Consider the following 14607-nt stretch of genomic DNA (forward strand, 5'->3'; position numbering starts at 1 on the left):
GGCGTGGCGGTGTCGGGGCGGCGGTCACGGAGTTGCCGAACGGGGACTGCTCACTCGCCGGGCCCGTACTCGCGCGCGAACACGTCCAGGGTCGCCCGGAGCGACCCGAGGATCACGGGACCGAAGAACAGCCCCATGACGCCGATGGCGTAGAGACCGCCGAACACGCCGAGGATGACGACGGTGGGGTTGATGCGCGCGTACCGGTCGACGACGATGGGGCGCAGGTAGTCGTCGGAGACGCCGACGACGATGGTGCCGTAGACGAGCAGGAACGCGGCGGCGAGCGGCCGACTGGTGGCAAGCAGGTAGACGACCGCCGGCCCCCACACGAGGAACGAGCCGACGATGGGCAACAGTGCGAGCACGACCATCACGACCGTCCAGAACAGCGCGCTCGGGATGCCGACGGCGACCAACCCCAGCCCCGCGATCACCCCCTGGAAGATGGCGATGAGGACGTGTCCGGCCAGGACCCCACGCATGATGTCGTCGATCTCTGTGTACAGTTCGTCCTGGACGCCGTCCGAGAGCGGCACGGTGTGCCTGAGCCACCGGAAGAACGGCTCACGGTCCTTGAGGAAGTAGTACAGCAAGAAGAGCGCGAGACCGAAACCGACGACCATGTGCGTGATAGTGCCAAGAACCCCGACGAGGTTGCTCAGTTCGCCGGCGCCGATGCCAGAGAGGGCTGACTGCGCGAGTCGGCCGATTTCGATCTCGACGCCGGTGAACTCGCGAATGTAGTTCTCGAAGACGGCGAACGTGAGGTCGCCGCGCTGGACGCGCCTTACGAGCGCAGTCGCCTCCGCGGCGGTCGAGCGAATCACCACGAGGAACGGCAGGAGGAGCACGACCGTCGCCCCGAGTACGGTGAGGGAAGCGGCGATCCGGTCGCTCACCCGGGTTTCGAGGGTCCGCTGGACGGGGAGGAGGACGTACGCGAGGAGCACGGCGAGCAGGAAGTATTGGAGGAATGGTAGCACGAACGCGACCGTCAGTAGGAGGAGAACAGCGACGAGCGCCAGCAATACCCCCCTCGAGAGGTTCATATCGGTCGAACGACGCCGGCCCGAATAAAGCCACACCCCGACGCGGGTACAGTTCTTTGGTGTTCGTTCCCGTCGGGTCGCTCATGGACACCACGCGCATTCCGGCGAAGAGCGGCGCGGCGTTCGCGGTCGACGCGGGCGACACCTTCGAGGTCGTCACCCCGGAACCCCGGCAGGTCGCCGACCTCGTGGCGTTCGTTCGCGGAGACCCGTCGGAGGCGTTCGCGCAGTCCTACACGCGCGACTGCAACGGGAAACTCCGCATCTCGACCGGGGACGCATTGTACACCACGGAGGGGAACGAGTTGCTGACGATAACGGCGGACGATTGTGGCGTCCACGACATCCTGTTCGGGCCGTGCACCGGGTGGATGCTCACCGACCGACCCACGGGCGACGGGCGACAGAACGAACCCGGCGGATGCCGGGAGAACCTCGGACTCGCGCTCGACGCGTACGGCCTCGACGTCCCCGTTCCGGACACGATGAACGTCTTCCAGGAGTCGACGGTCACGGACCAGGTGTACTTCGACGTGCGCGAGAGTCCCGCGGAGGCCGGGGACGCGGTGACGTTCCGCGCGGAGCAGGACGCGGTCGTCGCGGTCTCGGCCTGTTCGGCGGAGGGCGTCGCGAGCGGCACGACGCTCACACCCATCGACGTGGTCGTTCCCGACGGAACGACCGTCTGTGTCGAGTCGGTCCACGACAACTGACCGTCCGATAGGCCCACGCGACTAACCCGGTCGCCACAAATCGGCCAGTTCCGCATTTGTGCCTGCGCATCGATGCGAGACACATGGCTCGACTCCACACGCACCGGGGCGTCGAAGCGGCCCTCGAACGGGGTGACCTCTCGGAGTGGAAGGCGATGCGGTACCGCTCGTTCGACCGGACGATGACCGAGGACGACCCGCCGTTCCCGTGTTACTTCGCCACGGACGCCCACGAGGACGGCCACATCCGGTATCTCTTCGCGCCGTCCGAGGCGACCGAGGCGGGGAAAGCCGCAGTCGCAGACAGCCTCGAGACGTACCTCGATAGCGCGCGTGACATCGCCGACCTCACGTCGATGGCGGTGTTCTTCGAACCGCCGAGTGGAGAACTCGGCCTCGAGACGTACCGGGAGCGGTTCTGGGACCTTCTGGGGTACCTCCACCGCCACGACCCGGCACCGTGGCCCGACGAGATACCGGTGGACCCGGGCGACCCCGAGTGGGAGTTCTGTTACGCCGGCGAACCGGTGTTCATGGTGGCGCGAGCGCCGTGTTACGAGCGCCGGCGGAGCCGCTACACACCCCACGGCCTCGAGATAACCGTACAGCCCCGGTGGGTGTTCGACGGCCTCGGCGGAGACACAGAGGAGGGACAGCGCGCGCGCAAGATAATCCGCGGCCGACTGGCCGAGTACGACGACGTGGCCCGTCACCCCGACATCGGCGACTACGGGGCACCGGGCGTCCACGAGTGGGAGCAGTACGTGCTCCCGGACGACAACGAGGAGCGACGCGGCGGGTTCCCCATCGACGGCTGGTCGGGCTAAGCGGCCCTGAATACGCCTGCTAAGTAGTCCTGGCCGGTTCAGTGATCCCGGCCAACGTCAGTAGCCCCAGTCGATTCAGTGGTCCCAGTCGATTCAGTGGTCCCAGTCGATTCAGTGGTCCCAGCCGACTCAGTGGTCGTCGGTTCGGAACACCCGGGCCGTGTCGCGGCCGCTCTGGGTCACCTCGACCTCGCGGAATCCGCGCCCGGTGAACACCCGGTTCCAATCCCTGTAGAACAGCGGCACGTCGTCTCTGACGTAGTTCACGTCCTGCTCCGGGGGTTCGTCCAGGCCGGTGTCGCCCTCGTTTTCCACCGTGACCAGGAGGTCGCCCGTGATGCGCGCGAGTTCGTCGAACGTCGCCGCGTCGTCGGGGTGGACGTGCTGGAGCGTCTCCACGGAGTACACCACGTCGAAGGCGTCGTCGTCGAACCCGCTGGCGGCGTCCTGGATGTCCGCGCAGTGGAACTCGCCCGCCGACGCGAGGTCCGGGTAGGCGTCCGCCATCACGTCGAACGCGTCGGCGTTGATGTCGACGCCCGCCAGATCCTCGAAGCCGTTGTCGTAGAGATGCGAGAGGTGGCGGCCGGAGCTACAGCCCAGTTCCAGGACCGACGGGTCGCTGTCCGCGAACTCCGCGACGGTCCGCCGGACCGTTTCGCTCGTCTCGTTCGGGCCGTAGTACGCGTAGTACCGCGGCGAATACTCCCCCGAGCGTTCCGCCCACTCGTGGCGGACGTCCTCGGAGTCCATGAGAATCAGTCGATGTGTCCTTCTTCGCGGAGCTGGTCGGCGTCCTGTTCACTGTACCGCCACTCGATGTTGGCCTTCTCGTCCTGCCAGTCCCAGGGCTCGACGAGCACGACGTCGCCCTCGTTGATCCACGTGCGGTACTTCATCCGACCGGGGATACGACCCATCCGCTCCTCGCCGTCCTCACAACGGACCTCGACGTGGTTCCCGCCGTTGTGGCTCGTCACGACCGCGAACAGTTCGTCGTCGTCGGGCATGCGTAAATTCCGTCGCCCAGTGTCTTCGCTCACACTAACACTCGGAGCGGCAGACGGTAAAGTGACGCGGTACGCTCGGTAGCGCGTAGCATCCGGTGAGATCGGCAGCGTGACGGCCGGAGAACGGTGATGTGGCGAGCGGAGAACAGTGACGCGACGGTCGGGAGTCGGCGGGAGGAAGCTGGAAGTCGGTAGCGTGACGGCGGAAACGGGTCACGAGACGCGCGTGATGACGGCGAGGAACGCCGGGTTCTGGCCCCAGCGTCGCACGAACGCCGTGTCGAGAACGAAATCCACGCGCCAGCCCTCGGCCTCGCGGAATCGCTCGGGGAACTCCGAGCGCGACACCCCCGCACTCTCGAAGCCGGTGTCCGCCGACGGCGCGTCACACAGCACGAAGTACGTGCCGCCGGGGCGGAGCACCGAGCGCAGGCCGGCGACGAACCGGTCGCGCTCGCTGTCGGCGAGCACGTGGTACATCGCGGAGTCCACGACGGTGTCGAACCGGAGCGGGAGTTCGTCGAGTTCGAGCGCGTCCCACACCAGGAAGTTCGCGTCGATGCGCCGCCAGCGGGCCTTCGCTTGCGCCTCTGCGATGGCGCGCGGCGCGAAGTCGACGCCGAGTACGTCGTGGCCCTGGCGCGCGAGGTACAGCGAGAGTTCGCCCGTGCCACAGCCGACGTCGAGGACGCGCCCGCGGATAGCGCCCGCCTGTTCGAGTCGGACGAACGCCGGCTGTGGCTTCCCGATGTCCCAGTTCGGAATGGACGCGTACGCGGCGTCGTACGCGCGGGCCTGTGGGGTCTGTGGTGGCGGACAACCCGTCGTGCTCACCGCCATATCCCCCGTTGTTGTGCCACATCCAACGTGACGGCGGGCGGTGAAAAGACGATGGTGACGGAGTGATTACTGGGTCGTGTTCATCCTGCCGAGTCCGCACGCTGCCGACTCAGTAGTCGTCGCGGGGTCTCACGTCCCCGACCGTCGCGTCGTCGTGTGCGTCCAGGTCGTCGGTGTAGACGGTCTCAGCGTTCACGTCCGGACCGAGCGTGACCCCGTCGCCGACGACGGTTTCGGCGCGCGTCGCGTCGAGTTCGACCGTTTCGCCCTCCACGACGCCGACCTCGAAGACGGGGTCGCCGCGGTTCAGAAGCTTCGACCCGAGCGAGGAGTCGCTCTCACGGCGTCGAACGTGGATCTGGGTGCCGCGCACGCTGTCGGCCTCGGAGTCGCCGTCGAGCGCCAGGTCGAACACCCGCGCGTTCACGTCCTCGGCGCGGAGGCTCCCCTTCGCGGTGAGCGTTTCCGCGTTCACGTCGCCGAACTTGCCGGTGCCGTCCACGCCGAGTTCGGTGACGTCCGTGAGTCCGCGGACCTTCCCGGTGCCGTCGAAGCGCGCGTCCGAGGCGACCAGGCTCCCGCCGACCTTCATCGTGCCATCGCTCTCGACGTGGTGGCCGTCGAGGTTGCCACCGACCTTCGTCGTGCCGTCCGCGCGCAGGTGGTCGACGCTCGCGTCGCCACCGATCTTCACGGTGCCGTCACCGCCGAGTTCGTCCGCGGCAACGTCGCCGCCGAACTTCCCTGTGCCGTCTACTTCGACGGTCTCCGCGCGCACGTTGCCCTCGATTTTCACAGTGCCGTCGACGTCGAGTTCACCGACGTCGGCGTGTCCGCCCACCTTCCCGGTGCCGTTGATGCTGGCTGCGCCCGCGTAGAGGTCCTCCGAGACCTTCCCCGTGCCGTTGACGCGGAACTCCTCGACGTCCACGGTGTCGTACTTGCCTGTGCCGTCGATGCGGATGGTGTCGCCACGAACTGTGTCTCCCATACCACCTCGTGCGACGGGCGAGCATATGAGTCTTGCGCTGAATGTGAGTTGTGTGTGAGTCCAGTGTGAGCCGATGCGCACATTTATTGCCGTGGGGTGCCTCGGCCCGAGTATGAGCCGACAGATCCGGATCAGCATCGAGGACGACGAAGTGTTCGAGCGGTTGAAGCGCCGGAAGGACGCCCTCGACCTCTCGTGGGAGGACGCGCTCCGCCGCGGCCTGCGCGACAGCGCCGAACCGCCGCGCGGGAAGCGCCCGAAGAGCCGGTCACACGAGCACTCCGCGTCCAGTTCACGACCGGACCCCCGCCACGAACACGACCGTGAGCGGCGTGGCGAACGCGGCCACGGCGAGCGTCGCTCGCGCGAGAACCCGTCGCCGTTCGACCCCGACTTCGGCGAGCGCATCGCGAGCCAGGTGCTTTCCTCGGTGAGCGAGTCGGTTCCCGGGTTCGTCGGCGAACCGCTCGACCAGGAGATCAACAGGCTAGAAGACGCCGAAGACGCCGAACTCGTGCTCGGCGAGGGCGAGGGCGAACGCGTCCCGCTCCGCGTCGCCCTGCACACCGGCGCGGACGGCCTAAACGTCGAGGTCGTCGCGGTTCGTAGTGGGAAGGGAACCGAGGAGATGAACCGCTTCGCGGACGGCGCGCGTGGCAGGGTCGCGCGCCGGTTCGCGCAGGGTGAAACGGCGACGCTCGAACTCGACGCCGGCGAGGAGACCTACGACGTCCGCCCGGAGCTCACGTGGGCGCGCGGCCCCGACGGCGCCCCCACGGTCACGGACGTCGCCGTCCGCGAGGTCGTCTTCGAGGAGAGCTAAGATGCTGGAACTCCTCACTGTAGACATGGGCGAGTTCACCGACCGCCACGTCGGCAAGCGCGTGTACAACCAGGACGGCGGCTACGTCGCTGACGTGGTCGACGTCCGGAACGGCGATCTCTACGTGGAAGTCGCGGCGGGCGCAGACGACGAGACGACCGACCACCTCCACTGGGAGGACGCCGGCCCGCACCACCTCCGCGACCAGTACGTCTCGAACGTCAACGAGGAGACGGTGCGGCTGAACGTCTGAATCGTTCTCCTGTCAGCCAGACCACCCCTATTTTTCGGCACTCACGCGCCGTGCGCGCTCGACGTCACCTGTAGTCCCGCGATGCCGGCGATTATCAGCAGGATGCAGCCGAGTCTGAGCGCCGACGCGGACTCGTCGAAGAGGTAGATGCCGGCGATAGCTGTCGTCACCGCGCCGATGCCCGTCCACACCGCGTACGCCGTCCCGACCGGGAGGTCCTGGACGGCCTGCGCGAGCAGGTAGACCGAGACGGCCATCGCCGCGAGCGTGAGCGCGGACGGCACGAGCTTCGAGAAGCCGCCGGTGTACGCGAGCCCCACCGCCCACACGGATTCGAAGACGCCAGCCACGAACAACAAGAGCCACGGAGACATACCCACGGCGAGACGCGCCAGCACCCTCAACGCGTCGAAGTCAGTGGTCCGCGAGCACGCGGCCCAGGTCGTGATAGAGGTAATGGGCGAGCGTTCCCGTCAGGCCGAGGTCCGCAAACCGGCGGCCGGACGTCTCCACGAGCACGTCAGGGCAGTACCCGGTGTCGAACTCACGGGCGAGCGCGCGGCTGAACGCGGTGTCCTCGTTCCCCACGGCCGGGTAGCCGCCGACCGCGTCGAACGCCGACCGGCGAACGAACGTGTTGAATCCAGGGAGGATGGGTAGACGGAGGCGCGGGAACACGCGGTTGACGACGACCTGCATCGCCTTCCCGCGGCGAACCCCGGTGACGCGACAGCGCGAGGACGCCGCGGCCAGGCCCTCGCTCTCGACGAAGCGGAGCATTCGGTCGAGGTACCGGGCGCGTACCGTGGTGTCCGCGTCCACGAACGCCAGCCAGTCGCCGTTCGCGGCCCGCGCACCGGCGTTCCGGCCTGCGGCGATGCCTCGCTCGTCCGCGGCCACCACGCGCGCGCCGGCGGCCCGCGCGATCTCTCTGGTTCCGTCCGTGCTGTCGCCGTCCGCCACGACCACCTCGTACTTCACGTTCGTGTCGAGCGCGCGGACGCTGCCCAGCGTCGCCGGGAGGTATCCGGCCTCGTTCCGAGCGGGAATCACGACACTCACTGTCGGAGACGCCACGCCTAGGCCGGCGGTCGCCGAAAGAATAGCTCTTCTGCCGGCGGTCCGCTCCGGGAATCCGACTCAGTTCGTGGAGACGATCTCGACGACGTCCCGCGCGTCGAGTTGGTGACTCGACGCGATCTGCCGATTCGCGCGGCAGTCCTTCGCGTGCAGGAAGCCGTCGCCGATATCCGAATGGATGTGGTACGCGAAGTCCTCGGCGGTCGCGCCCGCCGGGAGCAAGAACACGTCCGGAAGGACGCGCCCGTCGGCCGTCCCCAGACCGTTGGCGGACCCCGGGAACACGGGGATGACGCCGAGTTCCTCGAACAGCGCGGTTTCGAGCGCCTGCTGGACGCCGGTGCCGTCGAACTCGCCCACGAACTCGCGGATCGACTCGAGGCCCGCGGCCTGCTCGTCGCTCACGTCGCCCGTGATGTCGAAGTCGTCGTCTCCCGGCCGGTAGTCGACCACGTCGTCCTCGGCGGCCTGCTTGAGCGCCTTCTCCGCGTGCGCGCTCGCCGACACGAACGTCAGGTGGTCGTAGTCGGGGTCCTCGGTGATCTCCGCCCAGTTGGCCTGGGCTTCGGGCGTGTCCATCTTGTTCGCCGCGACGACCATCGGCTTCGTTCGCTTGCGGATCTCGCGGGCGAGGTCCATGCGGTCGTCGGCGTCCCACTCGTCGGGGTCGAGACCGAGGCCGACGGCGAGAATGATCTGCTTGATCTCGTCCTCGTTCGTGCGGAACGCGCTCATCTGCTCGGCGAGTTCGGTCTCGACGTCGGTCTCGACCATGTGCTGGCTCTCGTAGCGCTCGATGCCCTTCTCCAGGATGTCGAGATACCACTGGTCGAGTTCGTCCTCCAGGAAGTCGATGTCCTCCCGGGGGTCGTGGCCCTCCGTCGTCTCGCCCTCGATGTCCGTCTTCCCCGAGAAGTCCACGACGTGGACGAGCACGTCGGCCTCGTTGAGGTCGGTGAGGAACTGGTTGCCTAGGCCCTTCCCCTCGTGGGCGCCCGGAATCAGGCCTGCGACGTCGACGAGTTTGGTCGGCACGAACCGCGTGCCGTCCTGGCAGAACCCCGTCGACGGCGTGCAACTCTCGTCGAACTCGGGCGCCGCGCAGTCCACGCGCACGTACGCCTCCCCGATTGCCGGGTCGATGGTGGTGAACGGGTACGCGCCCTCCGGCACGTCGTTCATCGTCGCCGCGTTGAAGAACGTGGACTTCCCCACGGAGGGTTTGCCCACGAGACCGATGTTGTAACTCATTGGGAGAGTGGAAACGGTTCGTCCCTAAACGGATTTCTACCTGCTCGCCGTCTGCGAATCGGTCTCACAGACCTTCGATGGCCGAGGAATCAACCGGTAACAGAGAGGGAATGGAACGGCTTTCGAGGCGTTTGAGACGGTGAGAGCCTCGATTACGCGAGTTCGTGCAGGTCGTCCAGACCGTCGAGTTCGTAGTCGGGATTCACACTCAGTTCCAGTCCGTCGCGGTGGTCGCGCCAGATGAACGCCGAATCCGTGCCGGCGTTGTGCGCGGCCTCGACGTCCGTTTCGCTGTCGCCGACGAACAGCGCGCGGTGGGGGTCGACGTCGAGGTCGGCGAGCGCGCGCTCGAGGTAGTGGGCGTTCGGCTTCTTCTTCGTGAGGCTGGCAATCTCCATCTCGCGGCCGTAGTGGGTGTCGAAGTCGCCGCGGATGTCGTGGAAATCGAGGATAGCCTCGATGGTACGGTGCTGATTCGTGGAGACGATACCGCGGGACGCGTCGAGCGCGCGCACAGCGTCGTAGTCCTCGTAGAGGGGTTTTCGACCGTCTTCCATGTCGGCGACCTGTGCTCGGGAGAACGCGAGGTCGCGTTCGTACCAGAGGTCGTCGGGGTCGACACCGTGGGCCGTGCAGGCGGCGTCCAGGTCGGCGGGCGTCGCGTGCATCGTCAACTCCTCGACGTGGTCGGGGTGCGGGTCGTCCACGCCGACCGCTGCGAAGCCCTCGCGGGTGGCATCCCGGAGCACGTCCAGGGGCGTCGGGTGCGTGAGTACGCCGTCGTTGTCGAAGATGACCGCGTCGTAGTTCACAGACCGGGGTTCACAACGCCCCGGCAAAGGCGTTTCGTGGCGCCCGGACGGCCGGTTTGGGCGGACGGACGCGGCGGCGAACCCGGAGAATCCGGTTGGCGTCACCGGGTGGCGACAGTTCTTAATGGAGTCGCGCCAATGTGGGTGCATGAACCGCCGCACGTTCCTCGGGGCAAGTTCGGGTGCGCTCGCCACGCTCGCGGGCTGCCTCGGTGGCGGCACCAACGCTGCCGCTCGACCCATCAAACACCCCGGCAACCTCGAAACCACGTTTCACGCGAACGGCGACTACCCCTCCGACAACGACTACTCAGACGGCTTCCCGCCGGAGTACGGACAACAGGCGAACGAGCGAAGCGTCGACGAGTCGACGTTCTCCCAGCTCTCGACGAACGGCGAGTCCGTCACACTCGTTCCCATCGACGTCGCTCACTACTGGCACCAGCGCCAGTCCGCCAGGTTCGTCGACGCGCGCGGCCAGCGCCAGTACGAGCGCTCGCACGTCTTCGGGTCGGTCCTGAGCCCTGCGGTCAAGAACTCCCAGGGCGGCCCCATCGAGGGGTGGCCGAAAGACGACCGGGTCGTGTGTTACTGCGGGTGTCCCCACCACCTCTCTTCGATCCGCGCGGCGGGCCTCCAGAAGAGCGGGTTCTCGAACGTCTACGTCATCGACGAGGGGTTCGGCGAGTGGCGCGGTCGCGGCTACCCGATGCGCGGCACGAGTTTCGCGGCTCCGGAGAACGCCGTCATCGAGGGCGACGTCGCCGCGCAGTACGCCGGCGAGTACGTGTGGGCGACCAACCCGGCGTCGGGCCAGCAGGAGGCCGCGCCGATACGCGAGGACGGCTCGTTCGAACTCCACCTCTACTTCTCTGGCATGAACGACGAGATGCCGATCCGCGTGAGCGGCCCGTCCTTCGAGGTCACGCGACCGCTCGGCGAGCTCACAGCGGCGGTGCTGACGCCGTAAGCCGGGCGGTCTCTCGCTCGGGAGAGCAGGTCCTTTTACACCGACGCCGTGCATTCAGAGAGCCATGGGAGACACAGTGGTCGTCACCGGAGCGTCGGGCGGCGTCGGCGCGGCGGTCGTGCGCGCGTTCGCCGGGCAGGGCGACACCGTCGTCGCGGCGGGCTACGACCGGGACGCCGTCGAGTCGGTCGCCGCCGACGCTGGCGCCGTCGCGGTTCGCACCGACGTGCGCGACGAGTACGACGTCGAGCGACTGATGGAGCAGGCGTCGCGGGCGGGCGAGGCGTCCGGCGTCGACGTCGTCGTGCCGTGTGCGGCGGTCGACCACAGCGGCGGGTCCGGACCGCCACTCGGCGAGGAGTCGTACAGCGGGTTCGACGACACGATCCGCACGAACGTCCGCGGTGTGTTCGCGGCGGTCCGCGAGGCGCTCCCGCACATGCCCGCGGACGGGCGCGTGGTGATTCCGACCGAGCGCGTGGCCCGCGACCCTGAACCCGGACGCGGATCGTTCGCCGTCTCGAAGGCGGCCGTCGAGGGCGTGATGGGGCAGTTCTCGGTGGATTGCGAACAGGCTGTCGGCTGCGTCGACCCCGGCGAGGTGAACACTGGTATCCACGGCGGCGGTGGCCGGAAACCCGCCGACGTCGCGGGGCTGTTTACGTGGGCGGCGTCCGTCCCTGGGGCACTCGACGGACGCGTTCTCGACGCCGATGACTGGGAAGACGCGGCCGAGTGAGGCGCGCTGTCGGTCACCGCCGCCACGACCGACAGAGTATTAAAATCCGAGCCAGAATTAATAACCAGATGTCTGTCACGCAGTCAGCCGTCGCAGCACGCGCCCGCACGTCACGACTTGGCACCGCGAGCGCGCTCGTATTCGCCGCGCTCTCGGCGTACGTGCTCGTGTTCGCGCCAGCGCCGAAACTCCTCGGCATCGCGTGGGTCGCGTTCGTCGGCATGGCGGGCGCCGCCGCACTCGGCGCGCGCGCCGGCGCCGAACACCCCACTGGCCTCGTCTGGGGGTACGGCCTCGCCAGCGGCGCGATGGTCACCAGTTCCGCCGTCTTCCTCGTCCCGCAGGCCATCGGCTACGCCGCGAAACCCGGCGGCTTCGGCGTCGCCGCCGGCATCCTCACCGGGTTCGGCGCGCACACCATCGGCCACCGACTCACGCACCGCAACCTGCCACTCGACCGCACGTCCGCGGAACTCACCGCGCACGCGCTCACGGCCGGCGCCATCATCGGCGTCGTCTACACCGCGATGCCGGACCTCGGCCCCCTGCTCGGCCTCGCCATCGTCTCGCACAAGGGGCCCGCGGGCTACGCCGCCGCGCGCCGCCTCGCCGCCGACGACCACTCCGCGACGATGCTACTGCTCCCCGCCTCCGGCGTCGGCCTCGCCGCGCTCGCGGTCAGCCTCCTCTCGTTCCCGACGAACCCCACCCTCCTCGCCGTCGTCTTCGGGTTCGCCGCCGGCATCTTCCTCCACGTCGCCATGGACTTCCTCCCGCACTGCGAGACCGGCAGCGACGTCCACGACGCCGTCACCCGCACCGGCCACGAGCACGACCACGACCTGCTCGACCGCCTGCGCATCCAGGCAGTGCTCTCGACGGCCCTCGGCGGTCTCGCGGTGCTCGCGGCGTTCCTGCTGGTTCAGTGAAGCATCCGATCCTTACGCCAGGTTAGAAGCTTCGGGCATCTGTCCAAGCGACCCCAAGAATTCCAGAAGCAAATGATATCGTTAGCAAGAGCAACCCCAACTGTTGGTACACAGGCAGGAAATAGCCGCTCAGGAGGGCGATAATCAGCGAAAACACCCCGAAGGAGCGACCGTATTCATATGACTTGGTTGATGCTCTTAATAATGGCAAGAAGTTCAGAATAGTTACCCCCCCAGAGCAAAATTGGTGACGGGTTTCCCAATGCTTGCAGTAGATCTGCTCTTGGGCTAACATTAAGACCCCACAAAATGCCGGTCACGAGACCATACGGGACAAGGACTGTGTCCCAGAGTAATTCTGCATCCTTCGACATACTGAGCTCATAGTTGAGTGGTCTACAAAGCCGTACGGGTAGCGAAATTTTTTGGAGACTATTTCCATTCTACATTCAATTTTGGTGTTCCTCCAGTTTCTCCGCGATAGAATCAACGAACTACGACACCGTTTCTTGAATCGTGTCCTGCCTGTGGCTCAGAGCGCTTCAACGTGAAAATTCTGCATTCGCCGTCGGCCCGCCGCGTTCGCTAACTGTACCCGCGCCAGCGAGCGCCACACTCCTGGCATTTGAAAAAGCGCGTCGGCGGTTCGTCCGCGCTCCCCGTCTGCTTGATGGTGTACCAGGCCTCGTCGTGGCCACACTCCGGACAGACCTCGTCAGCCGTCGGCTTGCCCTCGAAGTTCGCGTCCTCCTCCGTCTCGATGACGTCGCTGGTGTCCTGGCCCTTCGTGGAGACGAACTCGGCGGCGCGGTCCTCGTCGGTCGCCGCGCTGTACCCGCAACTCGAGCACACCATCTCCCCGTCCTGCTTGTGCATCATCGACCCACACTCGTCGCAGAACTGCATGGTCGAATTAGTCGCCGTCCTCGGATAAGCCCGCTGCATCCGCGTGCTCCGGCCGGTCGACCATCGGGCAGTCCAGCACGCGGAAGCGCTCGGTGTCCACTTCCGCGTCGATCTCCGTACCCTCGTGCGTACACGACAACTCCGGCGGGTCCGCGAAGTGCGGGCACTCGTGGCAGAGCCGTTTGTTCACGACCGACACCTCGCGCCCGCCCTCGCTCTCCTCGGTGGTGTACAGCGGGTCGTCGCCCGAGGACTCGAGTTGCTCCCAGAGTTCGTCCTCGTCGATTTCGCCCACGTCCACGTCGGTGAACAGGTCGGCCGCGTCGTCGCCGTCGTCCCGCCGCCGGCGCTCCTCGACGTCCCGGCGCAGGTCCGACAACGGCGCGTCTCGCGTGGGTTCGCTCGTGGTCGCGTCTCCGCCACCGGCATCCTCGCCGCCGGCGTCCCCACCGTCGGCGTCTTCCGGGTCCTCAGACATCCTCGAAGGCCTCCGTGGAATCGTCGTCTTCCGTCGACTCGCTGCCGGCGTCCTCGGCCTCCTCGACCATCTCCTCCAGGGCCGCGTCGTCGCCGAGCCACGAGTCGTCCTCCTCGAGCCACTGCTCCGCGGACTCCAGCGCGGGCGGTTCGCCCGTCACGAGCGTGTGCGACCCGAACCAGCCGGATTTGGCCTCGACGTCCTCGAAGGCGGCGCTGCAGAACGGACACGACGGCTCTGTCAGCAGCGCCACGGACACCTCTTGCTCGCACTCGCCGCAGTCCGCGACTCTGACACCCGCGCGGTTCGCCGCCGCGCGCAGTCGCTCGACGCGCTCCCGGCGGGCCGCCCCGCCCGCGAGCGCCGCCACCGACTCCCGCATCGACAGCATCGTCGCCGCCACCGTCGTCACTTTGCCGCTCAGGCCGTCCGTCTCGTCGCGGAGATAGGACAGCACCTCCTCGAAGTTTTCGAACCCAGCGTCCACCCGCGACTCGAGGTCCTCGACCGCTGCCGCGAGAGCCTCGTGGTCGTCCTCGAGGCTGCGCGCGGCTTCCGCCGCCGCACGCGTCTGTTCTTCGAGGTCCTCGTGGTCGTGGTCCGCGTCGGCCTTCCCGTCGGCTTCCCGTTTCACCTGGATGACGCGCTCGCGCACGTCCTCGATCTTGTCGTCGAACCCGCGCTCCGCGTCAACAATCCGCTCTTCGAGGTCCTCGACGTCCGTAGCGGTCGGTGTGTCAGTGTCACCCTCCGCCACCTCGCGGTACGCGGTGACGAGTCGCTCCAGGAGGTCCTCCTCGTCGACGCCCAACTCCTCGGCTCGCTCCCCCAGCCACGCCGCGTCCGGCCCCGTGAGCCTCGCGGCGTCGACCGCGTCCGACGTTCCGTCGGGCATTCACGCCGACTTTGTACGGGCGTGACTTAACCGTTCGG

The 14607-nt window shown here is 67.4% G+C and carries 19 protein-coding genes; 7 read left to right on the forward strand and 12 right to left on the reverse strand.

All coding sequences use genetic code 11. The features are described from left to right. Positions 1 to 50 precede the first annotated feature (50 nt). Positions 51 to 1052 carry an AI-2E family transporter gene (locus tag LT970_RS09235; RefSeq protein ID WP_232686175.1) on the reverse strand — a complete coding sequence of 334 codons (1002 nt, stop codon included), beginning with the start codon at positions 1050 to 1052 and terminating at the stop codon, positions 51 to 53. Positions 1053 to 1135: 83 nt separating this feature from the next. On the opposite strand from LT970_RS09235, the gene LT970_RS09240 reads away from it, so the two are divergent. Together LT970_RS09240 and LT970_RS09245 are read left to right on the forward strand one after the other, a co-directional pair. Then, entirely contained in the window at positions 1136 to 1765 is a 630-nt protein-coding gene (locus tag LT970_RS09240; protein ID WP_232686176.1) for a DUF1989 domain-containing protein, read from the forward strand. A gap of 83 nt (positions 1766 to 1848) precedes the next feature. After that, positions 1849 to 2592: a YqcI/YcgG family protein gene (locus tag LT970_RS09245; RefSeq protein WP_232686177.1), complete on the forward strand. Its 744-nt coding sequence runs from the start codon at positions 1849 to 1851 to the stop codon at positions 2590 to 2592. A 129-nt stretch (positions 2593 to 2721) separates the two neighbouring features. On the opposite strand, the gene LT970_RS09250 is transcribed toward LT970_RS09245, so the two are convergent. The 4 genes from LT970_RS09250 to LT970_RS09265 form a co-directional block, all read right to left on the reverse strand. After that, positions 2722 to 3345, reverse strand: a complete 624-nt coding sequence (locus LT970_RS09250; protein WP_232686178.1) for a class I SAM-dependent methyltransferase — start codon at positions 3343 to 3345, stop codon at positions 2722 to 2724. Between the two features lie 5 nt (positions 3346 to 3350). Beyond that, on the reverse strand, positions 3351 to 3635 hold the full coding sequence (gene eif1A, locus LT970_RS09255) for a translation initiation factor eIF-1A (protein ID WP_269785467.1): 285 nt from the start codon (positions 3633 to 3635) through the stop codon (positions 3351 to 3353). A gap of 180 nt (positions 3636 to 3815) precedes the next feature. Beyond that, the gene (locus LT970_RS09260) at positions 3816 to 4442 is read right to left on the reverse strand and encodes a class I SAM-dependent methyltransferase (RefSeq protein ID WP_232686180.1); all 627 of its coding nucleotides are present in this window, start codon (positions 4440 to 4442) and stop codon (positions 3816 to 3818) included. Positions 4443 to 4551: 109 nt separating this feature from the next. Next, positions 4552 to 5433 carry a bactofilin family protein gene (locus LT970_RS09265; RefSeq protein ID WP_232686181.1) on the reverse strand — a complete coding sequence of 294 codons (882 nt, stop codon included), beginning with the start codon at positions 5431 to 5433 and terminating at the stop codon, positions 4552 to 4554. A 112-nt stretch (positions 5434 to 5545) separates the two neighbouring features. On the opposite strand from LT970_RS09265, the gene LT970_RS09270 reads away from it, so the two are divergent. Further along, positions 5546 to 6256, forward strand: coding sequence for a hypothetical protein (locus tag LT970_RS09270; protein WP_232686182.1), 711 nt, complete (start codon positions 5546 to 5548; stop codon positions 6254 to 6256). Between the two features lies 1 nt (position 6257). Continuing rightward, the gene (locus tag LT970_RS09275) at positions 6258 to 6509 is read left to right on the forward strand and encodes a DUF8593 domain-containing protein (RefSeq protein WP_232686183.1); all 252 of its coding nucleotides are present in this window, start codon (positions 6258 to 6260) and stop codon (positions 6507 to 6509) included. 41 nt (positions 6510 to 6550) lie between these two features. Here LT970_RS09275 and sugE read toward each other — a convergent pair whose 3' ends face one another. The 4 genes from sugE to LT970_RS09295 all read right to left on the reverse strand — a co-directional run bounded on the left by sugE (position 6551) and on the right by LT970_RS09295 (position 9652). After that, complete coding sequence (gene sugE / locus LT970_RS09280) at positions 6551 to 6883, reverse strand: quaternary ammonium compound efflux SMR transporter SugE (RefSeq protein ID WP_232686184.1); 333 nt, start codon at positions 6881 to 6883, stop codon at positions 6551 to 6553. 40 nt (positions 6884 to 6923) lie between these two features. Continuing rightward, entirely contained in the window at positions 6924 to 7586 is a 663-nt protein-coding gene (locus LT970_RS09285; RefSeq protein ID WP_232686185.1) for a glycosyltransferase family 2 protein, read from the reverse strand. Between the two features lie 63 nt (positions 7587 to 7649). Further along, a complete protein-coding gene (locus LT970_RS09290; protein WP_232686186.1) occupies positions 7650 to 8840 on the reverse strand; it encodes a redox-regulated ATPase YchF in 1191 nt (396 codons plus the stop codon). 152 nt (positions 8841 to 8992) lie between these two features. Beyond that, the gene (locus tag LT970_RS09295; protein WP_232686187.1) at positions 8993 to 9652 is read right to left on the reverse strand and encodes an HAD family hydrolase; all 660 of its coding nucleotides are present in this window, start codon (positions 9650 to 9652) and stop codon (positions 8993 to 8995) included. A 148-nt stretch (positions 9653 to 9800) separates the two neighbouring features. On the opposite strand from LT970_RS09295, the gene LT970_RS09300 reads away from it, so the two are divergent. The 3 genes from LT970_RS09300 (at position 9801) to LT970_RS09310 (ending at position 12290) form a co-directional block, all read left to right on the forward strand. Next, positions 9801 to 10622: a rhodanese-like domain-containing protein gene (locus LT970_RS09300; RefSeq protein WP_232686188.1), complete on the forward strand. Its 822-nt coding sequence runs from the start codon at positions 9801 to 9803 to the stop codon at positions 10620 to 10622. 64 nt (positions 10623 to 10686) lie between these two features. Beyond that, a complete protein-coding gene (locus LT970_RS09305; RefSeq protein ID WP_232686189.1) occupies positions 10687 to 11361 on the forward strand; it encodes an SDR family oxidoreductase in 675 nt (224 codons plus the stop codon). A 68-nt stretch (positions 11362 to 11429) separates the two neighbouring features. Next, on the forward strand, positions 11430 to 12290 hold the full coding sequence (locus LT970_RS09310; protein WP_232686190.1) for a ZIP family metal transporter: 861 nt from the start codon (positions 11430 to 11432) through the stop codon (positions 12288 to 12290). 585 nt (positions 12291 to 12875) lie between these two features. Here the strand turns inward: LT970_RS09310 and LT970_RS09315 are convergent. From LT970_RS09315 to LT970_RS09325, 3 genes are read right to left on the reverse strand one after another with little or no spacing between them, the layout of a single operon-like run. Then, entirely contained in the window at positions 12876 to 13196 is a 321-nt protein-coding gene (locus LT970_RS09315; RefSeq protein WP_232686191.1) for a transcription factor S, read from the reverse strand. Between the two features lie 7 nt (positions 13197 to 13203). Continuing rightward, entirely contained in the window at positions 13204 to 13674 is a 471-nt protein-coding gene (locus LT970_RS09320) for a DUF8135 domain-containing protein (protein ID WP_232686192.1), read from the reverse strand. Further along, complete coding sequence (locus LT970_RS09325) at positions 13667 to 14569, reverse strand: hypothetical protein (protein WP_232686193.1); 903 nt, start codon at positions 14567 to 14569, stop codon at positions 13667 to 13669. The genes LT970_RS09320 and LT970_RS09325 overlap by 8 nt, the downstream gene beginning before the upstream one ends. Positions 14570 to 14607 lie beyond the last annotated feature (38 nt).

The organism is Halobacterium zhouii, assembly GCF_021249405.1.
GTDB lineage: Archaea > Halobacteriota > Halobacteria > Halobacteriales > Halobacteriaceae > Halobacterium > Halobacterium zhouii.